General features: G+C 74.6%; 23 protein-coding genes and 1 pseudogene. 22 read left to right on the forward strand and 2 right to left on the reverse strand.

Going from position 1 to position 26,901, the window contains the following annotated elements:
- The first annotated feature begins 64 nt into the window (after nucleotides 1-64).
- The 7 genes and pseudogenes from ddaH to EDD32_RS06540 all read left to right on the forward strand — a co-directional run bounded on the left by ddaH (nucleotide 65) and on the right by EDD32_RS06540 (nucleotide 8,241).
- A complete protein-coding gene (ddaH, locus tag EDD32_RS06505) occupies nucleotides 65-853 on the forward strand; it encodes a dimethylargininase (RefSeq protein ID WP_123915998.1) in 789 nt (262 codons plus the stop codon).
- On the forward strand, nucleotides 850-1,809 hold the full coding sequence (locus EDD32_RS06510; RefSeq protein WP_246006012.1) for an NAD(P)-dependent oxidoreductase: 960 nt from the start codon (nucleotides 850-852) through the stop codon (nucleotides 1,807-1,809). Before ddaH ends, EDD32_RS06510 begins: the two co-directional genes overlap by 4 nt.
- 139 nt (nucleotides 1,810-1,948) lie before the next feature.
- The gene (locus EDD32_RS06515; protein ID WP_123916000.1) at nucleotides 1,949-3,037 is read left to right on the forward strand and encodes a VIT1/CCC1 transporter family protein; all 1,089 of its coding nucleotides are present in this window, start codon (nucleotides 1,949-1,951) and stop codon (nucleotides 3,035-3,037) included.
- 314 nt (nucleotides 3,038-3,351) lie between these two features.
- Nucleotides 3,352-3,800: pseudogene (locus EDD32_RS20105) on the forward strand (FGGY-family carbohydrate kinase); the annotation flags it as partial.
- 499 nt (nucleotides 3,801-4,299) lie between these two features.
- Nucleotides 4,300-5,073 carry a 3-ketoacyl-ACP reductase gene (locus tag EDD32_RS06530; RefSeq protein WP_123916002.1) on the forward strand — a complete coding sequence of 258 codons (774 nt, stop codon included), beginning with the start codon at nucleotides 4,300-4,302 and terminating at the stop codon, nucleotides 5,071-5,073.
- Between the two features lie 38 nt (nucleotides 5,074-5,111).
- Nucleotides 5,112-7,199: an FAD-dependent oxidoreductase gene (locus EDD32_RS06535; RefSeq protein WP_123916004.1), complete on the forward strand. Its 2,088-nt coding sequence runs from the start codon at nucleotides 5,112-5,114 to the stop codon at nucleotides 7,197-7,199.
- Between the two features lie 40 nt (nucleotides 7,200-7,239).
- Nucleotides 7,240-8,241: a GDSL-type esterase/lipase family protein gene (locus EDD32_RS06540; protein ID WP_246006014.1), complete on the forward strand. Its 1,002-nt coding sequence runs from the start codon at nucleotides 7,240-7,242 to the stop codon at nucleotides 8,239-8,241.
- Here EDD32_RS06540 and EDD32_RS06545 read toward each other — a convergent pair.
- The gene (locus EDD32_RS06545) at nucleotides 8,238-9,251 is read right to left on the reverse strand and encodes a LacI family DNA-binding transcriptional regulator (RefSeq protein WP_123916008.1); all 1,014 of its coding nucleotides are present in this window, start codon (nucleotides 9,249-9,251) and stop codon (nucleotides 8,238-8,240) included. The two genes, EDD32_RS06540 and EDD32_RS06545, sit on opposite strands and share 4 nt — an antisense overlap.
- A gap of 113 nt (nucleotides 9,252-9,364) precedes the next feature.
- Between EDD32_RS06545 and EDD32_RS06550 the strand changes: the two genes are divergently transcribed.
- The 12 genes from EDD32_RS06550 (at nucleotide 9,365) to EDD32_RS06605 (ending at nucleotide 21,919) form a co-directional block, all read left to right on the forward strand.
- Nucleotides 9,365-10,141, forward strand: coding sequence for an IclR family transcriptional regulator (locus EDD32_RS06550; RefSeq protein WP_123916010.1), 777 nt, complete (start codon nucleotides 9,365-9,367; stop codon nucleotides 10,139-10,141).
- 144 nt (nucleotides 10,142-10,285) lie between these two features.
- Nucleotides 10,286-10,912, forward strand: coding sequence for a bifunctional 4-hydroxy-2-oxoglutarate aldolase/2-dehydro-3-deoxy-phosphogluconate aldolase (eda, locus tag EDD32_RS06555; protein ID WP_211338750.1), 627 nt, complete (start codon nucleotides 10,286-10,288; stop codon nucleotides 10,910-10,912).
- Nucleotides 10,913-10,925: 13 nt separating this feature from the next.
- Nucleotides 10,926-12,029, forward strand: coding sequence for a sugar kinase (locus tag EDD32_RS06560; RefSeq protein ID WP_123916014.1), 1,104 nt, complete (start codon nucleotides 10,926-10,928; stop codon nucleotides 12,027-12,029).
- 261 nt (nucleotides 12,030-12,290) lie between these two features.
- Nucleotides 12,291-13,355 carry a TerC family protein gene (locus tag EDD32_RS06565; protein ID WP_123916016.1) on the forward strand — a complete coding sequence of 355 codons (1,065 nt, stop codon included), beginning with the start codon at nucleotides 12,291-12,293 and terminating at the stop codon, nucleotides 13,353-13,355.
- A 100-nt stretch (nucleotides 13,356-13,455) separates the two neighbouring features.
- Nucleotides 13,456-13,836, forward strand: coding sequence for a MarR family transcriptional regulator (locus EDD32_RS06570; protein WP_123916018.1), 381 nt, complete (start codon nucleotides 13,456-13,458; stop codon nucleotides 13,834-13,836).
- A 92-nt stretch (nucleotides 13,837-13,928) separates the two neighbouring features.
- Nucleotides 13,929-15,086 carry a Gfo/Idh/MocA family protein gene (locus tag EDD32_RS06575; RefSeq protein ID WP_123916020.1) on the forward strand — a complete coding sequence of 386 codons (1,158 nt, stop codon included), beginning with the start codon at nucleotides 13,929-13,931 and terminating at the stop codon, nucleotides 15,084-15,086.
- Nucleotides 15,083-16,321, forward strand: coding sequence for a dihydrodipicolinate synthase family protein (locus EDD32_RS06580; RefSeq protein WP_425459475.1), 1,239 nt, complete (start codon nucleotides 15,083-15,085; stop codon nucleotides 16,319-16,321). The genes EDD32_RS06575 and EDD32_RS06580 overlap by 4 nt, the downstream gene beginning before the upstream one ends.
- A complete protein-coding gene (locus EDD32_RS06585) occupies nucleotides 16,318-17,211 on the forward strand; it encodes a sugar phosphate isomerase/epimerase family protein (RefSeq protein ID WP_123916022.1) in 894 nt (297 codons plus the stop codon). The genes EDD32_RS06580 and EDD32_RS06585 overlap by 4 nt, the downstream gene beginning before the upstream one ends.
- A 518-nt stretch (nucleotides 17,212-17,729) precedes the next feature.
- On the forward strand, nucleotides 17,730-19,349 hold the full coding sequence (locus tag EDD32_RS06590; RefSeq protein ID WP_170175235.1) for an HNH endonuclease signature motif containing protein: 1,620 nt from the start codon (nucleotides 17,730-17,732) through the stop codon (nucleotides 19,347-19,349).
- 308 nt (nucleotides 19,350-19,657) lie between these two features.
- Nucleotides 19,658-20,248 (forward strand): hypothetical protein, encoded by a 591-nt coding sequence (locus EDD32_RS06595; protein WP_123916026.1) that lies wholly within the window; start codon nucleotides 19,658-19,660, stop codon nucleotides 20,246-20,248.
- Nucleotides 20,249-20,256: 8 nt separating this feature from the next.
- Nucleotides 20,257-20,937, forward strand: coding sequence for a PspA/IM30 family protein (locus tag EDD32_RS06600; protein ID WP_123916028.1), 681 nt, complete (start codon nucleotides 20,257-20,259; stop codon nucleotides 20,935-20,937).
- Nucleotides 20,938-21,040: 103 nt separating this feature from the next.
- The gene (locus EDD32_RS06605; protein WP_123916030.1) at nucleotides 21,041-21,919 is read left to right on the forward strand and encodes a hypothetical protein; all 879 of its coding nucleotides are present in this window, start codon (nucleotides 21,041-21,043) and stop codon (nucleotides 21,917-21,919) included.
- Here the strand turns inward: EDD32_RS06605 and EDD32_RS06610 are convergent.
- Nucleotides 21,888-22,361 carry an SRPBCC family protein gene (locus tag EDD32_RS06610; RefSeq protein WP_170175236.1) on the reverse strand — a complete coding sequence of 158 codons (474 nt, stop codon included), beginning with the start codon at nucleotides 22,359-22,361 and terminating at the stop codon, nucleotides 21,888-21,890. The two genes, EDD32_RS06605 and EDD32_RS06610, sit on opposite strands and share 32 nt — an antisense overlap.
- Before the next feature lie 143 nt (nucleotides 22,362-22,504).
- Here EDD32_RS06610 and EDD32_RS06615 point away from each other — a divergent pair, with 143 nt between their 5' ends.
- From EDD32_RS06615 to EDD32_RS06625, 3 genes are all read left to right on the forward strand, one after another.
- Nucleotides 22,505-24,223: an NAD(P)/FAD-dependent oxidoreductase gene (locus EDD32_RS06615; RefSeq protein WP_123916034.1), complete on the forward strand. Its 1,719-nt coding sequence runs from the start codon at nucleotides 22,505-22,507 to the stop codon at nucleotides 24,221-24,223.
- 128 nt (nucleotides 24,224-24,351) lie between these two features.
- Nucleotides 24,352-25,257, forward strand: a complete 906-nt coding sequence (locus tag EDD32_RS06620) for an ABC transporter ATP-binding protein (protein ID WP_281274862.1) — start codon at nucleotides 24,352-24,354, stop codon at nucleotides 25,255-25,257.
- Between the two features lie 38 nt (nucleotides 25,258-25,295).
- On the forward strand, nucleotides 25,296-26,876 hold the full coding sequence (locus EDD32_RS06625) for a multidrug ABC transporter permease (RefSeq protein ID WP_123920264.1): 1,581 nt from the start codon (nucleotides 25,296-25,298) through the stop codon (nucleotides 26,874-26,876).
- Nucleotides 26,877-26,901: the final 25 nt, after the last annotated feature.

The raw sequence follows: 26,901 nt of genomic DNA on the forward strand, positions 1-26,901 counted from the left end.
GTCCGACCGACACCGGCGGCCCGTCGTGGCCGCCGGAGCCGGCGCGCAGGTGAAGACTGATCCCATGCCCGTTCTGCGTGCCCTGGTCCGCCGTCCCGGACCCCGTCTGGCCGAGGGGATCGTCACCCACGCGAGCGGCGGCCCGGTGGACGTCGCGCTCGCGCACCGGCAGTGGGCCGAGTACGTCCGTACCCTCCAGGACGCCGGCTGGCAGACCCTGGAGGTCGAGCCCGCCGACGACCAGCCCGACGCCGTCTTCGTCGAGGACGCCCTCGTCGTCTACGGCGACCTCGCCGTGCTCACCCGCCCCGGCGCCCCCGGGCGGCGGGGCGAGCTGCCCGCCGTCGGGGAGGCCGCCGCCGAGGCGGGGTACCGGGTCGCGCGGATCGAGGCGCCGGGCACCCTCGACGGCGGCGACGTCCTGAAGTTCGGCGGCACCGTCTGGGTGGGTCGCAGCGCCCGTACCGACGACGACGGCATCCGCCAGCTCGCCGCCCTTCTCGAGCCGATGGGGGCGCGGGTCGTCCCGGTCCCGGTGCGTTCGGTCCTCCACCTCAAGTCGGCCGTCACCGCCCTGCCCGACGGCACCCTCGTCGGCCACCCGCCGCTCGTCGACCACCCCTTCGACGCCCTGCTGCCCGTCCCCGAGCCCAGCGGTGGCCAGGTCGTCCTCCTCGAGCACGGCACCGTCCTGCTCGCGGCCAGCGCGCCGCGCACGGCGGAGCTGCTCCGCAGCCGCGGCCACCGCGTGGTCACGGTCGACATCAGCGAGCTCGAGAAGCTCGACGGCGGTGTGACCTGCCTGTCGGTGCGGCTGCGCGACGAGGGCGCCGCCGCCGGGGCGCGGTCGTGAGCGCACCGGACCGGCCCGCGCCGGGTCCGGGGCCCGGCACACCGGAGCCGGCCACGACGCCCGGGCGGGGCGTCGGTCTCGTCGGTCTCGGCGCGATGGGCCGGCCCATGGCCCTGCATCTGGCACGCACCGCCGCCGAGCGCGGGACCGAGCTGGTGGTCACCACCCGGCGTCCCGGCACCGCCTCCGCGGCCCTCGCGGCCGGCGCACGCTGGGCCGCCACGCCGCGCGAGCTGGCGGCGCGCTGCGACGTCGTCGTCGTGATGGTGCCGGACCTGCCCGACCTGCGCGCGGTCACCGACGGCGACGACGGGCTCCTCGCCGGGATCGCCGGGCCCACCGTCCTCGTCATCGGCGCGACCGTCTCACCGCAGGGGGTCCGCGACCTCGGTGCCGACCTTCGTGAGCGCTCCGCCGGCCGGCTGCGCCTGGTCGACGCCCCCGTCAGTGGCGGGGTCGAGGGCGCCGCCGATGCGACGTTGTCGATCATGGTCGGCGGCGACGCGGACGACGTCGCCCGCGCGGAGCCGTGGCTGCGGGCCCTCGGCCGGCCGGTCCACCTCGGCCCGCTCGGCAGCGGCGAGGTGGCCAAGGCGTGCAACCAGCTCGTGGTGGCCGCGACGACGGCGGCGCTCGGCGAGGCGGCCGTCGTCGCGGAGCGCGCCGGTCTGGACCTCGCGGCGCTGCTGGACCTCCTGGGCTCGGGCTACGCCGGCTCCCGGCTCCTCGAGGTCAAGAGGCACAAGCTCGTCGCCCACGACCACAGCCCGGCCTCCCCGGCACGCTTCATGATCAAGGACCTGGCCTTCGCCGCCGAGGCCGCGGAGGGGGCCGGGGTGGTGCCGGCACTCCTGCCCGCCCTGCGTGAGCTGTACACCGCCCTCACCGCCGCGGGGCTCGGCGACCTGGACTCCACGGTCGTTCAGCGATACCTCGAGGAGCGCACCCGCGACTGACCGCTCAGCACCGGACGCCCGGTTCTCGTCACCTCCGGTTTTTCGTTGCCCTGACAGCGATTCTTCGGTCCTGCGAACAGTGGGCGATTCCACCCCGGGGGGGGTTGGGAGGGCCCTCGTCCGCTGCGATGATGGACGGATGCCCGCCTCCTCCGCCTATTCCGTGCGCCCCCCGAGCAAGGAGCAGGTGCGCCGGTGGCGCCAGTACCTCGCCGACGAGCGGGCCGAGGCGGCGGTGTACCGCCACCTCGCCGCCCGTCGCCAGGGCGAGGAGCGCGAGATCCTCCTGGGCCTGGCCGAGGCCGAGGCCCGGCACGAGCAGCACTGGCGCGACCTCCTCGGCGAGCAGGTGGGGCGCCCCGTCCGCGGCGCCCTGCGGGTCCGGCTGCTCGCCCGGCTGGCCCGGATGTTCGGCGGGGTCTTCGTCCTCGCCCTGGCGCAGAGCGCCGAGCAGCGCTCTGCCTACGACGGCGACGGCGACGCCACCAGCGCGATGGCCGCGGACGAGCGCGTCCACGGCGAGGTCGTCCGGGCGCTGGCCGCGCGCGGCCGCTCGCACATGTCCGGCACGTTCCGGGCCGCCGTCTTCGGGGCGAACGACGGGCTCGTGTCCAACCTCGCCCTGGTCCTGGGCGTCGGCGCCGCGGGCGTGAGCTCCGGGACCGTGCTCCTGACCGGTGTGGCGGGCCTGCTCGCCGGCGCCCTCTCCATGGGGGCGGGGGAGTACGTCTCGGTCCGCTCCCAGCGCGAGCTCCTCGACTCCTCCCGGCCGGACCCCCGCTCGCACGAGAGCCTGCCGGACCTCGACGTCGACGCCAACGAGCTGGCGCTGGTCTACCGCGCCCGCGGGATGGACCCCGCCGCGGCGAGCGCGCACGCGACCGAGGTCCTCGCCCGTGTTCGCGACGGCCACCACGTCCCGGACCGGGCGGAGCCCGACTACGAGGAGATCGGCACCGGCTGGCGGGCCGCGACGTCGAGCTTCATGTTCTTCGCCGTCGGTGCCCTCGTCCCGATCCTGCCCTACCTGCTCGGCGCCACGGGGCTCTCCGCTGTGCTCCTCGCCACCGGCCTGGTGGGGATCGCCCTGCTCGGGACCGGCGCCGTCGTCGGGGTCCTCTCCGGTGCGCCGCCCCTGCGCCGGGCGCTGCGCCAGCTGGCCATCGGGTACGGCGCGGCCGGGGTCACCTACCTGCTCGGCCTCGGCTTCGGGACCACGGTGGCCTAGCGCCGTCACTTCCCGGCCCGACGGTGACGTCGGGCCCGGACGCCGCCTCCCCGCGCATGGCAGGTGGCCCGAGGGGCCGGTGCCCCCCGCTGCGGTGCCGCCCCGCCGCGGTGCGTCGAGCGACGACCGCCGGACGCCGGGACGGGAGGGCGGTTCGGGTGATGACGCTCGGCTTCTCGCTCGCCGGCCTGGCCGTGTCGCTCGCTGTCCTCGCACCCAACCTCGCGCTCGTGGCGCTCTACGACGGCCTGTGAGTGCGATACCCCCTCACCGGGCGACGCACGGCCCAGCTCTTCGCCGCCGACCCGGACCGGGCCGAGGCGCTCGCCGGGCCCGCCCTGCGCTGCGTCGTCGACGTCGACGACTCGGCGTTCCTGCCGCCGGGCGACATGCCCGCCCGGATCGCCGAGGCCGCCCGGCGCACCGGGCAGCGCCCGCCGGAGAGCCCGGCCGAGACCGTGCGCTGCATCCTCGACTCCCTCGCCCTGGCCTACCGGCGCGCCGTGCGCATGGCGGCCGGCCTCGCCGGGCGCAGGGTCGGGTGGTCCACCTCGTCGGCGGCGGGGCGCGCAACGCGCTGCTGTGCTGCCTCACGGCCGCGGCCACCGGCCTACCCGTCGTGGCCGGGCCCACCGAGGGCGCGGCGCTGGGGAACCTCCAGGCCCAGGCCCAGGCCCTCGGCGATGTCGCACCGGGCCTGCCCGCCCTGCGCCGGGTGGTCGCCGCCTCCGTGCCGACCACCTCCTACGAGCCCACCCAGGACGAACCCACCGGCACCGTGGCCCGGTGGACCACGCAGAGGACCTGCTGCGGCCGTGAGGGTCGCGCACCGTCAGAAGGAGACACCATGCCCGTGACCGTCCCCGACCCCGAGCTCATGGCGGCCAACGCCGCCGGCCTGCGCGAGCACGAGATCGTCCTGTGGAGCAAGCACGGGGTCATGGCACGCTCGGACCTGTCCGTCACCCGGGCGGTGGACCGCATCGAGTACGCCGAGACCGGCGCCCGCTACGAGTACATGGACCTCGTGGCTGGCGGCCGCGCCCAGGGGCTGACCCGGGAGGAGCTGCACGCCGTCGTCGAGGCGTTCGACGTGCCGACGACGCTCGCCTGACCGAGCGCCGGCCTCGCCGGGCGACGGAAAGCGCTTGCCAGCACCGGGCCGGGCTGGCAGGATCGGGTGGGACCCGCGATGACCCGTGGGCCCCGCCGCGAGGCGGACCGGCACCGGAGCGGGCCGGCCACGACGAGGAAGGGCGACGATGCCGAAGGTTGCGATGATCACCGGCGGGAACCGCGGGATCGGTCTGGGGATCAGCGAGCGGCTCCTCGACGAGGGTTACGCCGTCTCGATCCTGGCCACCCGGGAGGAGCCAGCCGACGTCATGGGCGCCCTGCGCGAGCGCGGCGAGGCGATCTACGTGCGCGGCTCGGTCGCCGACCTCGACGACCACGCCCGCTACGTCGACGCCACGCTCGAGGCGTTCGGGCGGATCGACGTCCTCGTCAACAACGCCGGTGTCGCCCCGACCGTGCGTGACGACATCCTCGTCGCGACGCCGGAGAGCTACGACCGCGTCATGGACATCAACCTGCGCGGGCCGTACTTCCTCACCCAGCGGGTCGCCGCGGCGATGATCGAGGCGCGCGGCGAGCTGACGGAACTGCCCGAGGCCCCGATCGGCACGATCGTCAACGTCTCGTCCATCTCCGCGACCGTCGTGTCGACCAACCGCGGGGAGTACTGCATGTCCAAGGCCGGCGGGGCCATGGCCACCCAGCTGTGGGCGGCGCGCCTGGCGCCGGAGGGCATCGTCGTCTACGAGGTCCGGCCCGGCGTCATCGCCACCGACATGACCTCCGGCGTCAAGGAGAAGTACGACGCCCTGTTCGCCGGCGGACTCGCGCCCATGCCTCGGTGGGGCCGCCCGTCCGACGTCGCGGGCGCCGTCGCCCAGCTCGTCGCCGGCCAGATGCCCTACTCCACCGGCGACGTCATCAACGTCGACGGCGGCATGCACATCGCCCGGCTGTGACCGCCGAGCCCGCGCCCACCGCGTCCTGGAGGACCGCCATGCCCCACGACCCGCAGCCCCTGACCATCGCCGAGAAGGAGGTGCCCGTCGTCACGGCCAACACCGTCGTCGTCGGCACCGGCTCGGCCGGCTTCTGCGCCGCCGACCGGCTGGTCGACTTCGGCCAGGACGACGTCGTCATGGTGGTCGACAAGGTCGGCGCCGGGGCGAGCCGCAACGCCGGCTCGGACAAGCAGACCTACTACAAGCTCACGCTCTCCGGCTCCGACCCCGACTCGGTCCACGAGATGGCCCGGACCCTCTTCTCCGGCGGGGCGATGGACGGCGACAACGCGCTCGCCGAGGCGGCCCTGTCCGCGCGGGCGTTCCTGCACCTGTGCGACCTCGGTGTCCCGTTCCCGCAGAACCGGTACGGGGAGTTCATCGGCTACAAGACGGACCACGACCCCCGGCGTCGCGCCACCTCCGTGGGTCCGTACACGTCGCGGTCGATGGTCACCCAGCTCGAGGAGAAGGTGAACCGGGACGGCACGCGCATCTTCGACGACTGCCGCATCGTCGACCTCATCACCGCCGGCGGCGCCGTCGTCGGCCTGCTCGTCCTGCGCCTGGACGTCCCCTTCGACGGTGCCGAGAGCCCGTTCATGCTCTTCCGCTGCACCAACGTCGTCTACGCCACCGGCGGCCCGGCGGGGCTGTACGCCACCCGGGTCTTCCCCAACGGCCAGTGGGGCGCCTCGGGGGCGGCCTACCGGGCGGGCGTGCGCGGCAAGAACGTCACGGAGTGGCAGTTCGGCCTCGCCTCGACCCGGCCGCGGTGGAACGTCTCGGGCACGTACATGCAGGTGCTGCCCCGGTTCGTCTCCACCGACGCCGACGGCGGCGACGAGCGCGAGTTCCTCTCCGAGGCCATCCCCGACTACGGCCGCCAGCTGTCGCTGATCTTCCTCAAGGGCTACCAGTGGCCCTTCGACGTCCGCAAGGCGCTGGACGGCTCGTCGCTCATCGACCTCCTCGTCTACCGCGAGACCGTCCTGCGCGGGCGCCGCGTGTTCCTCGACTTCCGGTCCAACCCGGTCCGGCCCGAGCTGGACGCAGGGGAGCTCAGCCCCGAGGCGCACGCCTACCTCGAGCGGGCCGGCGTCCTCTTCGGCACGCCGATCGAGCGGCTGCAGCACATGAACCGCCCGGCCTACGACTTCTACCTCAACAAGAACCCGTACGTGGACCTCGAGAAGGAGATGCTCGAGATCGACGTGTGCGCCCAGCACAACAACGGCGGCCTCGTCGTCGACACGTGGTGGCAGTCCAACCTCACCGGGTTCTTCCCGGTGGGGGAGGCCGGCGGCGCCCACGGCGTCTACCGTCCGGGCGGTGCCGCGCTCAACAGCGGCCAGGTGGGCGCCACGCGGGCGGCGGAGTTCATCGCCGCCCGCCGCACGGACGCACCCGTGGACGACGCGGCCTTCGCCGCCGCGGCCGAGCCGGTGCTCGCCGGAGCCGTCGAGCTGGCCGCCGCCGCGACCGCCCGGTTCGCCGGCGGCGAGGAGGACAACACCGGTGACCTCCTGCGCGAGGTCGGGGAGCTCATGAGCGCCAAGGCCGGACCGGTGCGCTCGGCGCAGTCGATCCACGAGGCGCTCGTCCAGGTCCAGCGCTGGCTCGCCGACTACGAGCGGTTCGTCAGCGCCGACGGCGGGTCGCGCCGGGCCGTCAACCGCACCTTCCTCGTCCGCGACATCCTCACCACCGCCTACGTCTACCTCTCGGCGATGGCCGACTACGTCGGCCACGGCGGGCGGTCGCGCGGGTCGGTGCTCTACACCGACCCCGAGGGCTCGCTGCCGCTGGCCGGGTTCGGTGCCGACGCCGAGCGGGAGCTGGACCTGCCCGAGCTGTTCCGCTTCAGCCTCGACGGCGGGGCGCTCGACGGGGAGATTCAGGAGACCTGGTGGACGCCGCCGCCCGGCGAGGCGGACGGCGGGACTCCTGGCGCGCACGAGGACGGCGTCGACGGCGCGGGCCAGGTCGGGTTCGAGTGGCGACCCGTGCGCCCGATCCCCGAGGACGACGACTTCTTCGAGAACGTCTGGCGGGAGTTCCGCGAGCACCGCAACATCTACTGACGCCGGAGGGTCCCGATGACTGCCGACTCCCCGGGCCGGTGTGCGGCTGGTCCTACGCACCTCGGCCACCGTCCTCGAGCTGGACGTCCGCGCCACCCGGACCCGGTTCACCGGGCGGCCGGTGGCCGACGCGGGCCGCTACGAGGCCGTCGTGGACGGCGCCGTCGTCGCCTCCGGCACCGCCGAGGCCCACGGGGTCGTCGAGCTCGACCCGGTGACCGGCCTCGGCAGCCGCCGGCCGGGCCCGGTGGCCACGGTGCGCCTCGGACCGCTGCCCACCGGCGAGAAGGACGTCGAGGTCTGGCTCCCGTACGGGGAGATCACCGTGCTCGTCGCGCTGCGCGCCGACGCCCCGGTCGCCGCGGCCTCCGAGCAAACGCACCCGCGGTGGGTCCACCACGGGAGCTCGATCAGCCACGGCGCCTCGGCCACCGCACCCACGGGCACCTGGCCGGTCGTGGCCGCCCGGGCGGCGGGTCTGGACCTGGTCAACCTGGGCCTGTCCGGCAACGCGCTGCTCGACCCCTTCACCGCCCGCGCGATCCGGGACCAGCCCGCCGACGTCATCACCCTCAAGCTCGGCATCAACGTCGCCAACCACGACGGTTTCCGGCGCCGCACCTTCGCCCCGGCGGTGGACGGCTTCCTCGACACCGTTCGGGAGGGCCACCCGGACACCCCCGTCGTCGTCATCTCGCCGATCCTGTGCCCGATGGTCGAGGACCGGCCCGGCCCGACGTCGATCGAACCGGACTCCCCGGGCGACGCCCCGTCCTTCCGGACCGCCGGCAGGCCCGAGGAGGTCGCGGAGGGCAAGCTGAGCCTGGCCGTGATGCGGGAGGTCCTCGCCGCCGTCGTCGCCCGGCGCCGCGCGGCCGGCGACGAGGCGCTGACCTACCTCGACGGCCGGGAGCTGTTCGGCGAGGCGGAGTGGGACCGGATGCCCATGCCCGACCTGCTCCACCCCCACGACGCCGGGCACCGGCACATGGGGGAGCGGTTCGCCGCTCTGCTGCCGGGGCTCGCCGGGCTGCGCCGCTAGCGCGCCGGCGTCGACTCGCGCACGACGACCTCGCCCGCGAGGTGGACCTCGCGCGGCTCGCCCGGCCCCAGGGCCAGCTCGGTGGCCAGCACGCCGGCCTCCACGAGCGGGACCCGCACCGTGGTCAGCGCCGGGGTGATGTCGCGCAGGGTGGAGATGTCGTCGAACCCCGCCACGGCGACGTCGTCCGGCACGGAGACACCGGCGTCCCGGGCCGCGGCCATCGCACCGACCGCCATGACGTCGTTGACGGCGAAGACCACCTCGGGGCCCGCGTCGCGCCGGAGCAGCTCGGCCATGCCCTCGTACCCGCCGTCGCGGGTGAAGCCGGAGTGGACGACCGCGCCGTCCGCCAGGGGCGCGCCGAGCTCGTCGAGCGCCTCACGGAAGCCGCTGAGCCGGTCCCGGGAGGTGAGGTGGTCCACCGGGCCGGCGACGACGGCGAAGCGGCGGTAGCCGATCCCGTGCAGGTGCCGGGCGAGGTCGGCGGCCCCCTCGCGGTTGTCCACCACCACGGTGCTCATGCCCTCGAGCGGCTGGCTGACGAGCGCCACCGAGCCGCCGGCGGCCTGGAACCCCTCGAGCGCCGCGCGCAGCGCCGCGGTGCCCTCGGGGTCGTCGCGCCGGCCACCGGTGACCACGATGGCGCGGACACGCTGGCGGCGCAGGAGCTCGACGAAGCTCACCTCGCGGGCAGGGTCGTGCTCGGTGGAGGTGAGGACCACCGACAGGCCAGCGGCCTCGGCCGCCCGGGTCACCCCGGCGGCGATCGCGGAGAAGTAGGGGTCGGCGATGTCGTGGACGATGAGCCCGAGGGAGGTGGTGCGCCCCCGGGCCATCGCCTGGGCGTTGGCGTCGGGGGAGTAGTGCAGCCGGGCCGCGGCGGCGAGGACCCGCTCGCGCAGCGCCGGTCCCACCGTCCGGTTGGTGCTGCCGTTGATCGCGCGCGACGCCGTCGCGAGGGACACGCCGGCCTCCCGGGCGACGTCGCTGAGGGTCGTGGTGCGCACCTGCTCAGGGTAAAGGCTTTCCACCGTGCCGCGGCGGTCTTCGCCACTCGATAGTGTGGCCGCTGCCGAGGTGCGGCGGCTGCCGGGGCCGGACCCGAGGACCAGGAGGCACGATGAGCCAGGCCGGGGGATCTCCCGTCGAGGCGGTCGACCGCGCCCTGCTCGCCCTCCAGGCCCTCGCCGACGCCGGCCCCCGCGGGCTGGTCCTCGCCGACCTCGCCGCGTCGCTGGGGCTGAACAAGACCACCACGCACCGGGCCCTCGCCGCCCTGAAGTTCCGCGACTTCGTCATTCAGGACGCCGTGAGCGGCCGGTACGTCCTGGGCCCCGGGGCCACCCGGCTGGGCGAGTCCTTCTACGCCGACGAGAACCTGCCCGCGCTCCTGCACCCGGCCCTCGTGGCCCTCGTGGCCGAGGTCGACGAGCTGGTCCACCTCGGCGTCCTCGCCGGGACGCAGGTCGTCTACCTCGACAAGGTCGAGCCGGAGCGGGCGGTGCGCGTCTGGTCGGCGATCGGACGGCGGGTCCCGGCGGCGACGACGGCGTTGGGTAGGGCGCTGCTGGCCTACCGCGGCACCGACCGGCCGGTGCTCGAGGGGTACGTCCGCTCCCTCCCGGACCCCTCGCCGGCCGTGGCGGAGCGCGCCTGGGCCGCGCTCGAGGAGGCCCGGGCCGGAGGGTTCGCCCGCGAGAGCGAGGAGAACGAGCCGGGCATCAGCTGCCTCGCGGTGCCGCTCCTGCGCCTGGGGGCCGCCGTGGCCGCCGTGAGCGTGACCGCCCCGGCCGAGCGCATGACCGAGGACCGCGTCGCCGCCCTGCGCGGGACGATCTCCCGCGTCCTGCCGCCCCTGCTGCCCGAGGGCTTCACGCTCCCCGAGCCGGCCCGCTGACCCACGAGGTCCGACCGGCCGACGGTGCCCGGCGCCGGGCGCCCGCGATCCCTGGACCGGGGCGGTTGCGGCGGCGATGACGACGTGGCAGAGTGCGTTACACCTACCGTTATGCACGTTCCCCTGAGTGAAACGGAACCTTCCATGGATGTCCTCCAGGCCCTCACCGACGCCCGCCTGGTTCCCGTCGTCGTCCTCGACGACGCCGCCGACGCGGACCCGCTGGCCGCCGCCCTCGTCGCCGGCGGCCTGCCGGTCGCCGAGGTCACCTTCCGCACCTCCGCCGCCGAGGACGCCATCCGGGCCATGTCGGCCCGCGGTGACATCCTCGTCGGCGCCGGCACCGTGCTCACCGCCGAGCAGGTGGACCGCGCCGTCGACGCCGGGGCCTCCTACGTCGTCTCGCCCGGCCTGAGCCGGGCCGTCGCCGAGCGCTGCCGCGAGCGCGGCGTGCTCCCGCTGCCGGGCGCCGTGACCGCCACCGAGATTCAGGCCGCCCTCGAGCTCGGGCTCGACACGGTCAAGTTCTTCCCCGCCGGCACCTCCGGCGGCGCCCCCGCCATCAAGGCCCTCGCCGCGCCGTTCGGCGGTGTGCGCTTCGTGCCCACCGGCGGGATCGGGCCGAAGAACCTGCGCGAGTACCTCGACATCCCGGCCGTGGCCGCCGTCGGTGGGTCGTGGATGGTGCCGAAGAACCTCGTCGCCGCCGGCGACTTCGCCGAGGTGACCCGCCTGACCACCGACGCCGTCGCGCTCGCCGCCGGCGCCTGAGAGAGGACGAGACATGAGTGACCTGACGATCCGCCCCGCCGAGGAGTGCCAGTACGACGTCGTCTCCCTGGGCGAGGTCATGCTCCGCCTGGACCCGGGCGAGGGCCGCATCCGCACCGCCCGGAACTTCCGCGCCTGGGAGGGGGGCGGCGAGTACAACGTCGCGCGCGGCCTGCGCCGGTGCTTCGGTCTGCGTGGCGCCATCGTGACGGCACTGGCCGACAACGAGATCGGCCGCCTGGTCGAGGACCTCATCCTCACCGGCGGCCTCGACACCCGCTTCATCAGCTGGGTGCCGTACGACGGCATCGGCCGCGGCGTGCGCAACGGCCTGAACTTCACCGAGCGCGGCTTCGGGGTCCGCGGCGCCGTGGGCGTCTCCGACCGCGGCCTCACCGCCGCGTCGCAGCTCGCCCCCGGCGACGTCGACTGGGACCACCTCTTCGGCGAGCTCGGGGTCCGGTGGCTGCACACCGGCGGGATCTACGCCGCACTGTCGGAGACGTCGGCCGAGACGGTCATCGCGGCCGTCACCGCCGCCAAGCGGCACGGCACGGTCGTCTCCTACGACCTCAACTACCGGCCCAGCCTGTGGAAGGCGATCGGCGGGCAGGACAAGGCGCGCGAGGTCAACCGCGAGATCGCCAAGCACATCGACGTCATGATCGGCAACGAGGAGGACTTCACCGCCTCCCTCGGCTTCGAGGTCGAGGGTGTGGACGAGAACCTCTCCGAGCTCGAGGTCGACAAGTTCGCCGCCATGATCGACAAGGTCGCGGCGGAGTACGAGAACTTCAAGGTCATCGCGACGACGATGCGCACCGTCCGCAGCGCCACCGTCAACGACTGGGGTGCCCTCGCCTGGTCGCGGGCGACCGGCACCGTCCAGGCCACCCACCGGCCCGGGCTGGAGATCCTCGACCGGGTCGGCGGCGGGGACTCCTTCGCCTCCGGGCTCATCTACGGCCTCCTCGAGGGTGAGCCCCTCCAGACGGCGGTGGAGTACGGGGCCGCGCACGGGGCGCTGGCGATGACCACCCCGGGCGACACGACCATGGCCAGCAAGGCCGAGGTGCTCAAGCTCGCCGGTGGTGGCGGGGCCCGCGTCGACCGCTGAGGATCGGGTCGCACGACGACCGGCCGGGGGCCGGCCGACCCGCCGGGGTCGGCCGGCCTCGCGCTGTCCGGGCGGAACCACGGGGGCCAGGCGTCGTCACTACCTTGCTCCAACTGGTGAAGCATGCTTCACTGGTTGGGTAGGTGGAGGGGAGTATCCCCAGGCATCCCGTCGTCATGACGACCCGGTCCAGGGTCCGGCGGATGCGGCCCGAGACGGGCTGGGAGAGACCTCCGGTCGGACGACTGGAGGGGATTTTCGTTGAACGTCTCGGTATGGGTGTGGTTGGCCGTCATCGGCTTCATCGTCGTGATGCTCGCCCTCGACCTCTTCGCGCACCGCAGGGCCCACGTGATCGCGGTGCGCGAGGCGGCGGTGTGGTCCGGTGTCTGGGTAGGGCTCGGGGTGGGCTTCGGTGTGCTGGTCTGGGCGGTGTACGGGGCGGAACCCGGCCAGCAGTACTTCGCGGGGTACCTGATCGAGAAGTCGCTCGCCGTGGACAACGTCTTCGTCTGGGCGATCATCTTCAGCTTCTTCGCCGTCCCGCGGGAGTACCAGCACCGGGTCCTGTTCCTCGGCGTGCTCGGCGCACTGGTGTTCCGGGGCGTGTTCATCGCCGCGGGGGCCGCTCTCATGGAGAGCTTCTCCTGGGTGCTCTACGTCTTCGCCGCGTTCCTCCTCTGGACGGGCTACCGGATGATCCGCTCCCGTGACGAGCACCTCGATCCCGAGCGGTCCGTGGTGCTCCGGCTGTTCCGCCGCTACGTGCCGATGGCCGACGCCTACTACGGCCAGCGTCTGGTGGTCCGTCAGGGCGGGGTCCTGGTGGCCACCCCGCTGCTGGCCGTCCTCGTGCTGGTGGAGGTCACCGACATCGTCTTCGCGGTGGACTCGATCCCCGCGATCTTCGCGGTGACGGACGACGTCTTCCTGGTGTTCACCGCCAACGCCTTCGCGGTCCTGGGACTGCGGGCGATGTACTTCCTGCTCGCGGACCTCATGCACCGCTTCGTCTACCTCAAGATCGGGCTGGCTCTGGTCCTGATCTGGGTGGGGATCAAGATGCTGCTCAAGATCGACCTGTTCTACGTCCCCACCGCGTTCTCCCTGGCCGTGGTGGCGACCATCATCGGTGTCTCGGTCGTGGCCAGCCTGCGCGCCACCCGCGGCCAGGGACGCCGGGCGCTCCCCACCTCCGACGTCGCCCCCTTCCGGGTCGCCACGGCCGACGAGCTCGCGCTCGTCGAGCCGCTCACGCCGCGTCGCCGCGCGCGTGGCCGTGTGCAGGAGAACGCGACGAGTGCCGACCGAGGGACGGGCCGGTGAGGCCGCGCCCGACGGCGCATCTCCAGAACCCGCCGGCCGGGCCCGGGCCATCATGGTCACGGACGGGTCGCGCTGCCGGGACGAGCGAGGAAGGGATCTCATGCCCGAGGTCGAGCCAGGACCGCCCGAGAGGCGCACCGAAGGCGAGCTCACGGCCAGGTCGGACGAGCGTGCGGGGTGGACCTTCCTGACGAACCACGCCCACGTTCTCCTCGCGGTGGCCGCCGCCCCGGACAGCCGCGTCACCGACGTCGCGCGACGGGTGGGCATCAGCTCGCGCGCGACCGTGGCCATCCTCAACGACCTGGAGGCGGCGGGCTACGTCCACCGGACCAGGCGCGGCCGCCGCACCCACTACACGGTCGACCAGGGGCGCCCCTTCCGACATCCCACGACTGCGGCCCACGCCGTCGGTGAGCTCCTGGCCATCTTCGGTGCGCCCCGGGGAGAGGACGGCGCGGCGCCCGCGCCGTCCTCTTGACGTGGGCGTCGGCTCGCGCCTAAGTTGAAGGAAAGCGCATTCCCGATGGCATGGACGCCGTCGCGGCCGCCCCGAGACCCGGAGGAACCCACATGACCACGCTGCGCATCGCGATGAACGGCATCACCGGACGCATGGGCTACCGGCAGCACCTCGTGCGCTCGATCCTGCCGATCCGCGACGCCGGCGGGGTCGAGCTGCCCGACGGCTCCCGCGTGCAGGTCGAGCCGATCCTCGTGGGCCGCAACGAGAACAAGCTCCGCGAGCTCGCCGAGCTCCACGGCGTCGAGCACTGGACCACCGATCTCGACGGCATCATCGCCGACCCCACCGTCGACATCGTCTTCGACGCGTCCATGACGAGCCTGCGCCCCGCGACCCTCGCCAAGGCCATGCGCGCCGGCAAGCACATCTTCACCGAGAAGCCCACCGCCGAGACCCTCGAGGACGCCGTCGAGCTCGCCCGGCTGGGCGAGGAGTCCGGCGTCACCGCCGGCGTCGTCCACGACAAGCTCTACCTGCCCGGTCTGGTCAAGCTCCGCCGTCTCGTGGACGAGGGCTTCTTCGGCCGCATCCTCTCCATGCGTGGCGAGTTCGGCTACTGGGTGTTCGAGGGCGACGTCCAGGCCGCGCAGCGCCCCTCCTGGAACTACCGCAAGGAGGACGGCGGCGGCATGACCGTGGACATGTTCTGCCACTGGAACTACGTCCTCGAGGGCATCCTCGGCTCCGTCGAGTCCGTCACCGCCAAGGCCGTCACCCACGTCCCGACCCGCTGGGACGAGAAGGGGCAGCCCTACGACGCCACCGCCGACGACGCCGCGTACGGGATCTTCGAGGTGCGCACTCCCGACGGAGACCCCGTCATCGCCCAGATCAACTCCTCGTGGGCGGTGCGCGTCTACCGCGACGAGCTCGTGGAGTTCCAGATCGACGGCACCCACGGCTCCGCCGTCGCCGGGCTGAACAAGTGCGTCGCGCAGCAGCGCGGCCACACCCCCAAGCCGGTGTGGAACCCCGACCTGCCTGTCACCGAGTCCTTCCGCGACCAGTGGCTCGAGGTCCCCGCCAACGCCGACCTCGACAACGGGTTCAAGCTGCAGTGGGAGGAGTTCCTCGGCGACGTCGTCGCGGGACGTCCGCACCGGTACGGCCTGCTCTCCGCCGCCCGCGGCGTCCAGCTCGCCGAGCTCGGCCTGCAGTCCTCGGCCGAGGGGCGGCGCCTGGAGATCCCGGAGATCACCCTGTGAGCGCCCCGCCGGCCGGGACGGACCGCGTGGTGGTGGACCTGCCGAACGTCGTCGGCACCACCGACCCGTACGTCCTCGGCGCCCCCGGTCCCTGGACCCGGCCGGCGGGTCCTCTGACGGCGCGACGCGCCTTCGCCGCCGCGCACGTCGTGCCCCTGACGACGGCGGACAACACCCCGGGCCGCCCGGCCGAGCTCGACTGGGACGCCACGCTGGGCTTTCGCCACATGCTGTGGTCCTACGGTCTGGGCGTCGCCGAGGTCATGGACACCGCCCAGCGCGGCATGGGCCTGGACTGGGACGCCGCCGCGTACCTCATCCGGCGCTCGGCCGCCGAGGCGCGCTCGGTGGGCGGCCTGCTGGCGTGCGGCGCCGGCACCGACCACCTGACCCCCGGCCGGGTCGCCGAGCTTGTCGCGGGAGACCGGGAGGCGGGCCTGCACGCCGTCACCGACGCGTACCGCGAGCAGCTGGGGACGGTCGCCGCCGCCGGTGCCACGCCCGTCCTCATGGCCTCACGCGCCCTGACGGCCGTGGCCCGGGACGCCGACGACTACCTCGCCGTCTACTCCACGCTGCTGTCGGAGGTGACCGAGCCGGTCATCCTGCACTGGCTCGGCGAGGTGTTCGACCCGGCGCTGGCCGGGTACTGGGGGGCCGGCGACCCGCACACCGCGGCGGCGACGGTGCTCGAGCTCCTGCGCGCCCACGGGGGAAAGGTCGACGGCATCAAGGTCTCCCTCCTCGACGCCGGGTTCGAGGTGTGGCTGCGCGACCAGCTCCCGGCTGGCGTCCGGCTGTACAGCGGGGACGACTTCAACTACCCCGAGCTCGTCGTGGGTGACGACCGTAGCCACTCCGACGCACTGCTCGGCGTCTTCGCCGCCATCGCCCCGGCGGCCTCCACCGCCCTCCAGGCGCTGGAGTCCGGCGACGAGGCGGGCCGGGCCCGGGCGCTGGAGATCCTGCGTTCGACCGAGGCGCTCGGCCGGCACATGTTCGAGAAGCCGACACCTCACTACAAGGTGGGCATCGCGTTCCTGTCGTGGCTCAACGGGCACCAGCCCGGCTTCCAGATGGTCGGGGGCATGCAGTCGGCGCGGTCCGCGCGCCACCTCACCACCCTCTTCCGGCTCGCCGACGGCGCGGGCCTCCTGCTCGACCCCGACCGTGCCGCGCACCGCATGAGGGCCTTCCTCGAGGTCGCCGGCATCACTCCCGAGGAGACCCGATGACCGACCTGTCCCGCCTCTCGCTCAACACCGCCACGACCAAGTCCTGGACCCTCGAGCAGGCCGTCGACGGCGCTGTGCGGGCCGGTCTGCCGGCCGTCGGCCTGTGGCGTGACCGCGTGGCCGAGGCGGGGCTCGAGCGCAGTGCGCGCCTCGTCGCCGATGCGGGGCTGCGCGTGTCCTCCCTGTGCCGCGGCGGGTTCCTCACCGCCGCCGACGACGAGGGACGGCGAGCCGCGGTCGAGGACAACCGCGCGGCGGTCGTCGAGGCCGCCACCCTCGGGACGCGTGAGCTCATCATGGTCGTCGGCGGGCTGCCCGCGGCGAGCGCGCCCGGCGGGCCGGCCCTGCCCGACGGCGACCGTGACGTCGTCGCCGCACGCCGGCGGGTGGCCGACCGGATCGGCGAGCTGGTCCCCTTCGCCGCCGAGCACGACGTCCGGCTCGTCCTGGAGCCGCTGCACCCGATCTTCGCCGCGGACCGGGCGGTGCTGTCCACCCTCGGTCAGTGCCTCGACCTCGCCGCGGACTTCCCGGCCGAGTCGGTCGGGGTGGTCGTGGACACCTACCACGTGTGGTGGGACCCGGAGCTGCGCACGCAGATCGCCCGGGCCGGGGCCGAGGGCCGCCTCGCCTCCTACCAGGTGTGCGACTGGATGCTGCCGCTCTCGGCCGACCCTCTGCTCTCCCGCGGGTACATGGGCGACGGCTACATCGACTTCCCCACGATCACCCGCTGGGTGAGCGAGGCCGGGTACACCGGCGACGTCGAGGTGGAGATCTTCCGCCAGGAGATCTGGGACGCCCCCGGCGACGAGGTGGTCGCCACCATCGCCGACCGGTACGTGCGACACGTCCTGCCCTCGCTCACCGCGCCCGTCCGCAGCGCCTGACGCGAGTAGCTGGCTCCGGCACCTGACCCTCACGCCGAAGGTCGGGTCCGGGGCGGGACGCCCACGGGGACTCGTCGGGCGAGGGCTGTGTGTGCCCCGCCTCAGCAGCTCTGGACTCCGAAGCGCCCGGCCTCAGCGGTCCCGTCGCCCCCGCCCACGCCTGAGCCGCGGATCAGCGCCGGTCGGGGGTGGATGTCGGTGGTCGAATGTAGGTTCGATGCATGGTTCAGGACGGCGGTTCGCAGCCTCTCCCGGGTGGTCCCGGGAAGGTCGGTCGCGTGCCTGTCCCTGTGTCTGCCGAGCACGACGCGGCCAGTGAGCGGGCCGTGTCTGCCGGGCGGCCCTCGGCTCCCGAGCGGCCCACAGCGGCTCGCGAGCGGGTCGTGTCTGCCGGGGGCCGCGTCGAGGATCCTGTTCCAGCTCACGCTCCTGCTGTCGCTTCTTCTGCTGCCGCTCCTTCGTCTGCTGGCGGGGTCGTTGTCTCTGCTGGCGATGGTGCCTCGTGGTTCGAGGTGGCCGTGGAGGAGTACGTGGCGGGGGCGTGCGTGCAGGCGCGGCGGCGCGCCCGGCGCGAGCGTGGTCGTGGTCGGGGGGCCAAGGCGGTGCGGCGGGCGGTGGCCCGGACCGTGGCCGCGGGCCGGGCGCGGGGCCGGGTCATGGCCGACCACGCCCTCGCACCGGCCCCCGCGACGCCGGCCTTCGCGACGCCGGGCGTGGCGGGACCGGCCGCCGCGCGACCGGGCGTGGCGGGATCGGCCGTGGCGGGCGGCGCGGTGGTGGTGGAGGGCGCCGATCTGGCCGGGCTGGTCGGGGAGCGGTTGCCGGGCCGGTTCGTCCTGGTCGACCCGGTCGCGGCCCGGCTCGAGCGGATGGTCCCGGGCCCGGCGCTGACCGCGGCCCTGGCCGGCCTGGCCGTCGCGGACGCCACGGACGCGGCCCTGGTCGAGGCCGTCGCCGCGCACGAGCGGCTGATCTCGGCCGCGACCGCCGCCCAGGCGCGGGCCCTGGAGGAGCTCCTCGCCCGGCGCGGGTCCGGGACCTCGGCGCTGGCCCGGGTCGCGGACGAGGTCGCCGCCCGGCTGGGCATCACCCACCACGCGGCCGAGCGCCGGACCCACGCCGCGGGGGTCCTGGCCCAGTTCCCCGAGGTCGCCGACGCCCTGACCACCGGACGGATCGACCCCCGCAAGGCCCAGATCCTCACCCAGGACGAGACGGGCCTGACCCTGGAGGACCAGCGCGCCCTGGCCACCACCCTCCTGGACCGGGCCACCGAGCTCACCCCACCCCAGCTGCGTCAGGCCCTGCGCACCGCCGCGACCACCGCCGACCCCGCCGCCGCGGCCCGCCGCCACGACCGCGCCCACACCCACCGGGCCGTGACCATCACCGACGCCCCCGACGCCATGGCCTACCTGGTCGCCTACATCCGCGCCGACCACGCCCACACCATCCGCACCTACCTCGACGCCCTCGCCGACTCCGCGGCCGGACCGGCCGAGACCCGCACCCGCGACCAGCTCCGCGCCGACGTCCTGACCGACACCTTCACCCTCCTCCTCACCCGCGGCCTGGACCTGGACGGGCGCGCACTGCCCCGCCGCCACGGCCGCCACCCCCACATCCAGGTCACCATCCCCGCCGGGACCCTCCTGGGCCTGGGCGAGCACCCCGCCCACCTCGCCGGGTACGGCCCCATCCCCGCCGACCTCGCCCGCACCATCGCCGCCGACGGGACCTGGCGGGCCCTGTTCACCGACCCCGACACCGGCGAGTACCACCACCTCTCCACCCGCGCCTACCGCCCCGGCGCGGACCTGACCCGCCACATCATCGCCCGCGACGTCACCTGCACCTTCCCCGGCTGCCGCCAACCCGCCTACCGCACCGACCTCGACCACATCGACCCCCACGACCCCACCCGCACCAACGACCCCACCACCGCGGACCAGACCTGCCAGGACAACCTCCACTCCCTGTGCCGACGCCACCACAACCTCAAGACCACCGGCACCTGGACCGTCACCCGCGACCCCCACACCGCCACCATCACCTGGACCTCCCCCACCGGCCACACCTACACCCGCCACCCCACCCGACCACCCGGCCCCCCACCCACCGGCGACCCGCCCTTCTAGCGCGAAGGCCGAGCCGGCGCACTCGCCGCCGTGCAACACCTCGATGACTCGCGGGCTCAAACGCGGAGAGAGCAACCGACCATCGGTGTCTGCTCCAGCCACGCCACCCGCTCCGTGACCCGAGGCGGTCCATGACCCGCGAGGTGGTCCGTGACGCCGAGGTGGTCCCTGTCCTGAAGCGGTCCGTGACCCCGACGCCATCGAGGCGGCCCCGGGCGGGCGTGTCGGGAACCTTGCGCCACCCCCGATCGTCGGACTTACAGTGGAACCCGTGGGCCTCGGCCCCGAGCGAAGGTGAGGTGGGCGCGGTGCAGGTCGACGCCAGCGCGGTCGTCGAGACCCTCGGGCAGGTCCTGCTCGTAGGAGGGCTGGTCGCGGCCGCCGTCGCCACCGCGGTCGGACTCGCTCTCTGGTACGTCGTGCGCCGGGTCCGACGGTCTCGCCGCCTGCGCCGCGGCCTCGACCGGAGCCGGCTGACCGTCCGGTCGGTCGCCTCCGACGACGCGGGCCGCCGCCTGGCTCGTCTGCACCTGGAGCTGAACCGCTCTCTCGACGCGACCCAGCGCTCCATCGGCGCTGCCACCTCCTCCCACCGACCCGTGGGCAACATGCCCTCGATCGCCGCGAACCTCGTCCGCGCCGGTGAGCAGCTCGAGGAGGAGCTCCGCCTCGCTGAGCTCGAGCCGGACAAGGCTCTGCGCGAGACCTGGGCCGCCTGGCTGGAGGGGCAGGTCGCCGAGCACGCCCGCCTCTCCACCGACCTGCGGCGGTCGCTCCTCACGGCGGGTGGTGGCCCGGGCGTCAACCACCTCGACCGCGCCAGCCAGCACCTCGCCGTCGAGATCGAGGCGCTCTCCGCGTGGGATCCCACGTACCGCAAGCACCCCCACAGCGCCTGAGGCGACGGATGTCCATCGGTCGACGGCTGGCGCGGCTCGTCCGGGCCGAGCGACGCGTGCGCCCCGACGATCCCGTTCGCGCGGTCGAGGCTGCTCACGCGCGCCAGGAGGAGCTCGTGGACGCTGCCCGGCGCAGCGTCGCCGACGTCGCCGTGCACCGGCGCCGCACCGAGATCCTCGCGGAGCGGGCCGCGGCCGAGGCCGGCCGGGCCGCGGACCTGGCCGCAGCGGCCGTCGCCGCCGGCGACGACGGCGCCGCCCGCGAGTACCTGCGCAGCTCCCTCGCGGCCGAGGAGCGTCACCGCACGCTCCAGGACCGGTACGCCGCGCTGGACGCCCAGGTCCGCGAGCTCGAACGCACGCTGGGCGGGCTCGAGTCGCGCACGGAGCAGGCCGCCCGCCACCTCGACGACCTGCGCGCCGACCACGACGCCGCCCGCGCGTCCCTCGGGATGCGGGACGCCGCCGCACTCGCCGGCCGCCAGGCCGCGGAGGCAGCGCTCGCCGCCGACCACGCGGAGGACGAGATCCGCCGGCTGAGGGCACGCGCCGTCGGGCACGCCGAGCTCGCCTGGTCCGACCCCGGCTCCGCGCAGGTGCGCGAGGCCTTCGACCGGCTCGAGACCGGACTGACCGCCGAGCGGGAGCTCGAGCGGCTCAAGGAGCGCCGCGCCATCGAGGGCGGCTGACCGCTCCGGACGTGCCGGCCTTCCGCGCGCCGCCGTCGCGGCGTAGCGTGGTCGGCGCGCCGGCCCGCCCGGCGACGGGGGCCCGGACGTCGACGGAGCGACGATGGCGAACGACCGGCTCAGACCGCAGACCCGCGCGCTCCTCGGCGCGTTCACCCTGCTCACGCTCCTCGCCGTCGTCTCCCTGGTCGGCGGTGCCGCGCAGACCGACCGCACCTTCGCCTGGACGATCCAGCCGCCCGCGACGGCGGCGTTCCTCGGGGTCGGCTACCTCTCGGGCACCGTGCTCGTCGTGGGCTCCTGGCGCTCGCGCTCCTGGGCGCGGACCCGCACCCCCGTCCTCGTCATCGGCGTGTTCACGGCTCTGACCCTGGCTGCCTCGATCCTCCACCTCGATCGTTTCCACCTCGGCGCCGGTGGGCTGGCGGAGGGGGCGGCCTGGGCGTGGCTCGCCGTCTACGTCGTCGTGCCGGTGTGGATCGGCGTGACGTTGGTGCGTCAGGGCCGTCCCGCCGTCGGCCGCGGACGGCGCCTGCCGAGCGTGCTGCGGGTGGCCCTCGCCGCCGAGGGGACGGTGCTCGCCGTCGTGGGCGCCGTGCTGTACCTCTTCCCGGCCGCCTCGGGCTCCTGGTGGCCCTGGGCGCTGACGCCGCTCACCGCGCGCGCCGTCGCGTCCTGGCTGCTCGCGTACGGACTGGCCGCGGCGCTCCTCGTCGGGGCGGACCACCTCGACCTCCTCGGGGTGCCGGCCCTCGCGTACACGGTCCTGGGGGCCGGGGAGCTCGCCGTCGCCCTCGCTGCGGCCGGTGCCGCAACCGCCGACCTGGGAGGTCCCGCCGGCGTCGGCTACCTGCTCGTGGGTGGGGCCGTCGTGCTGACCGGGACGGCGACGGCGCTCTCCGTGAGGCGCGCGGGGACGGCGCCCACCCCGCAGAGCGCTCGTTCGACGCTCACCCCGCGGCGGGCGCGGACCCGTCCATGACGCCGACCAGGCCGCGCTCGCCCGCGGCCATGACGTGGCCGTGCGCGGCCCGGAAGACGGGCGCCGCCACGGGGGAGAGCGCGCGCATCCACGGCCGGCGCGTCTCGACGTCCCAGGTGATGTCCGTGGCCACACCTCCCGCGGTGGGGCGAAGCTCCCACCGCCCCCGCCCTGCCAGCTGGCCGGCCACACGGGCCTCGACGAGGAACGGCGGCCGGATCGTCACCACCTCCACACCGAAGGAGAGCCGGTACCCCAGCGGGGTGCGGAAGACGAGGTGCGTGCGCCGCCCGTGGCCCAGCCCGTCGCCGTCGGCCACGACCCGCGACGACGTCACGTACGGCCACCACGCCGGCCAGGCCTCGACGTCCCACAGCACCGGCCACAGGTCATCGGCCGTCGTGGGGACCTGCCACGTGGAGGTGAGCAGGAATCGCGCCACCGGCCAACCACCTTCCGTCCTCGGGTCGAGCTCGCCCGTCCGCCCGTCCGCCCGTCCAACGGCTCCGGTGACCGGCCTGCACGCCCGTCCGGTGACCAGCCTGCCTGCCCGTCGCCCCCGCCACCACCTGGAGGTCCACAGCGATGACCACCGACGACGCCGTTGCCGGTCCCGTCCGTCCCGCGATCGTGCTGCTCACCCGCGACGACGGCACGCGCCGCATCGTCGAGGACGCGCTGCGCCGCCGGTACGGCGCGGACTACGACGTCCACACCTTCGGCGACGTCGCGACCACCCACGACGCGCTCTCGCGGCTGACCGCCGCCGGGACACCGGTCGTCCTTGCCCTCGTGGCTCTGGGCACCGACGACCCCGACGGGCTCGAGGTCCTCGAGCACCTCCCCGTGGACCGCACCTGCGTGCGCGTGGCGCTCGTGCGGTGGGGCGACTGGAGCACCACCCGGCCCATCTTCGACGCCATCGGCATGGGCGCGATCGACCGATGGATCACGTGCCCCGGCCTGCCGGTCGACGAGGAGTTCCACACCGCCGTCACGGAGTACCTCGAGGAGGCGGCGACCCGGCGCGGCACCCGGTTCGAGGTGGTCCGCGTGGTCGGCGTGCGCTGGGACCCGCGCACGCAGTACCTGCGTGACCTCTTCGACCGCAACCACCTGCCCGCCGGCTTCTACGACGCCACCGCCCCGGAGGGGCGCGCCGTCCTGCGCGCCGCGGGGCTGGCGGACCCGGCCCTGCCCGTCGTGCTCCTGCACTACCAGCAGGTGCCGACCGTGCTGCAGCGGCCCACCGACATCCAGATCGCCGACGCCTTCGGTCTGTTCGAGCCGGTCGGCAAGGACGAGGTGTTCGACCTGGCCATCATCGGCGCCGGTCCCGCCGGTCTGGGCGCCGCCGTGTACGCGGCGTCGGAGGGGCTGCGCACGATCGTCGTGGAGCAGGAGGCCGTCGGTGGCCAGGCGGGGACGTCCTCCCTCATCCGCAACTACCTCGGCTTCCCCGCGGGCATCTCCGGCGGCCGTCTGGCGTTCCGCGCCTACGAGCAGGCCTGGACGTTCGGTGCCCGGTTCCACTTCATGCGCTCGGTCACCGGGCTGGCCGCCGACGGCGAGGAGCGGCGTCTGACCCTTTCCGACCGCGGCACCGTCCGGGCCGCCACCGTGGTCCTGGCCACCGGGGCGTCCTACAAGCGGCTCGGGGTCCCCAGCCTCGACACCCTCTCGGGCCGCGGGGTGTTCTACGGGGCCACCGTCTCCGAGGCGCCGGCCATGCGCGGGCGCCAGGTGTACGTGGCCGGGGGCGGCAACTCCGCCGGCCAGGCAGCGGTGCACCTCGCCCGCTACGCCGACCACGTCACCCTGCTCGTGCGGCGCCAGGGCCTGGAGACGACGATGTCGGAGTACCTGCGCAGGGAGATCGCCTCCACCCCCGCGATCACCGTCCGCACCCGGGCCGAGGCGGTCGCCGGGACCGGGACGGACTTCCTCGAGACCCTCACCCTGCGCGACCTCGACTCCGGCGCGGAGGAGACCGTACCCGGGGTGCTGTTCGTCCTCATCGGGGCCGAGCCCCACTCGCAGTGGCTCGCGGGGTCCGTCGCGCGCGACCGGTGGGGCTACGTCCTCACCGGCGCCGACCTCACCGGCGGCCGGGGCACCGCCGCCCCGGCACCGGAGGACCCCACCTGGCCTGCGGAGCGGCCCCCGGCGATGCTCGAGACGACGATGCCCGGGGTGTTCGCCGTCGGGGACGTGCGGCACGGCTCGGTCAAGCGCGTGGCCTCCGCGGTGGGGGAGGGGGCCCTCGCGGTCTCCCTGGTCCACCAGCACCTGGCGCGCCGGTAGCCCGGCCGTCGGCCCGGCCGGCTTCCCGGGCGGAGGTCCCTGCCCCGCTGGGGGACAGCGTGGATCCGGACGTGGGCATGGTGTGGAGGGCACGTGGGCGCGGGCTGGTGGCGCGTAGCGTCAGCGCTGTGAACGACGACGTCATCCGGGTCCACGGCCTGGAGAAGTCCTTCGGCCGGGTGCGCGCGCTCGACGGCCTCGACCTCACCGTCGCCCGCGGCGAGGTCCACGCCTTCCTCGGGCCCAACGGTGCGGGGAAGTCCACCACCATCCGGGTCCTGCTCGGTTTGCTGCGGCCGGACGCCGGCCACGTCGAGCTGCTGGGCGGGGACCCCTGGCGCGATGTCGTCGCCCTCCACCGCCGCCTCGCCTACGTCCCCGGCGACGTCAGCCTGTGGCCGGGCATGACCGGCGGCCAGGCGATCGACCTGCTCGGCAACCTCCGCGGCGGGCTCGACGAACGGCGCCGCGCCCACCTCCTCGAGCGCTTCGAGCTCGACCCCACCAAGCGCGGACGCACCTACTCCAAGGGCAACCGGCAGAAGGTCGCCATCGTCGCCGCCCTCGCCTCCGACGTCGAGCTCCTCGTCCTGGACGAGCCCACCTCCGGCCTGGACCCGCTCATGGAGGCGGTCTTCCAGGGGGAGATCGCCGCCGAGCGCGAGCGGGGCCGCACCGTCCTGCTCTCCTCCCACATCCTCAGCGAGGCCGAGGCACTCGCGGACCGCGTGAGCATCATCCGTGAGGGCCGGGTCGTCGAGTCCGGCACCCTCGCCACGCTGCGCCGTCGCACCCGCACCACCGTGCGCGCGGACCTGGCCGGCCCGCCGCCCGCCACGCTCGAGGGTCTGCGCGCCGTGCGCGACGCCGAGGTCGAGACTCGCGACGGCCGGTCGGTGCTCACCGGCCACGTCGACGGCGCCGACCTCGCCGCTGCCGCGGCGGAGCTGTCCCGCCTCGACCTGATCTCGCTGACCGTGGCCCCACCGTCGCTGGAGGACCTCTTCCTGCGGCACTACGGGTCGTCGTCGTGAGCGCCGCCCGCACCCCGGCGGGCGGTCGGGCCGGCACCATGACCGGGACCCGGCGTCTGCTCGTGGCCCTCGCCGAGCAAAACCGGGCGTCCATCGCGCCGTGGGTCGCCCTCATCACGGTGCTGTCCGCGTCGTCGGTGCTCGTGTACCCGTGGATCTTCCCCGACGCCGCCAGCCGCCTCGAGCTGGCCGCGACCGTGGGCGCGAACCCGGCCCTCGGCCTCATCTTCGGCCCGGCGCGGGACCTCTCCACCGCCGACGGGTTCAACGCCTGGCGCGCGCTGAGCCTGGGCGGGTTCTTCGCCGCGCTCATGGCGATCTTCGCGGTGGTGCGCAACAGCCGCGCCCTGGAGGACTCCGGGCAGGCCGAGCTCGTCGCCGCCGGCGTCCTCGGCCGCGGTGCCCGGCTCGGCGCGGCCGTCGGTCTGGCGGCCCTGGCCTCGGTGGCGCTCGGCGTCGTCTCGGCGCTCGTCACGGTCCTGCTCGGCGGCTCACTGGTGGACTCGCTGACCCTCTCGGCCACCTTCACCGCCTCGGGGCTGATGTTCGCCGGGGTCGCGGCGGTGGCGGCGCAGCTCGGCTCGGACGCCCGGACGGCGAGCACCCTCGCCGTCGTCGCGCTGGGGTCGGCGTTCCTCCTGCGCGGCTGGGTCGACGCCGGGGGCGGGGCGGAGTGGATGCGGTGGCTCAGTCCGCTCGGCTGGATGCACGAGGTCCGCCCCGCGGCCGGGAACCACTGGCTGCCGCTGCTCGCGGCCCTGGGCCTGAGCGCGGTGCTGGTCGCCGTCGCTGTCGCCCTGCAGTCCAGGCGCGACTTCGGCCAGGGCGTCGTGCCCGTCGCACCCGGGCCTGCGCGGGGCCGGGCCGCAGCCACCCTCACCGGCTTCGTGCTCCTGCTGCACCGCGGCCCCCTGGCGTCCTGGGCGGTGGCCTTCGTCGTCGTCGGCGCGGTGTTCGGCACGCTCGCGACGTCGGTGGGCGAGCTGATCGCGGAGAACCCCACCGTCGGTGTGCTCATCGCCGCCGGTGGCGCGACGGAGAAGAGCCTCGTCCTCCAGCTGGTCCTGACCCTGCTCAGCCTGCTGGGCACCCTCGCCGCGGTCCTCGGCGTCCAGGTGGTCATGCGTCTGCGGACCGAGGAGGTCGCGCACCGGGTCGAGCCGGTCCTGGGCACGGCTGTGCCCCGCTCGGCCCTCCTCCTGCGCCACGCGCTCGTCGCGCTCGTCGCCCCCGCGGTGGCGATGCTCCTCGGCGGTGCGGTCCTGGCGTGGGTCGCCGCCTCGCAGGACGCCTCGGTCGGCGCCGGCGAGGTGGTGGCGCAGTCGGTCGCCACGGTGCCGGCGGCATGGGTGCTGGTCGCGCTCGCGCTCGCCGCCGTCGGGGCCCGGCCCCGGATGCGCATGGTGGGGTGGGCCGGGGTCGTGGCGAGCTTCGCCCTGACGATCCTCGGCCCCATCTTCCGCCTCGAGGACTGGGTGCTCGGCATCAGCCCTTTCTGGCACGTGCCCGACGTCAACGCGGCTGAGCCGGACCTGACCGGACTCGTGTGGCTGGCGCTGGTCACCGCGGTGCTGCTCGTCGTGGCGTTCGTGGGCTTCCGCCACCGCGACGTCGACTAGCGCCGTCAGCCGCAGCGTCGTCCGT

It is taken from the genome of Georgenia muralis, assembly GCF_003814705.1.
Taxonomy (GTDB): Bacteria; Actinomycetota; Actinomycetes; order Actinomycetales; family Actinomycetaceae; genus Georgenia; species Georgenia muralis.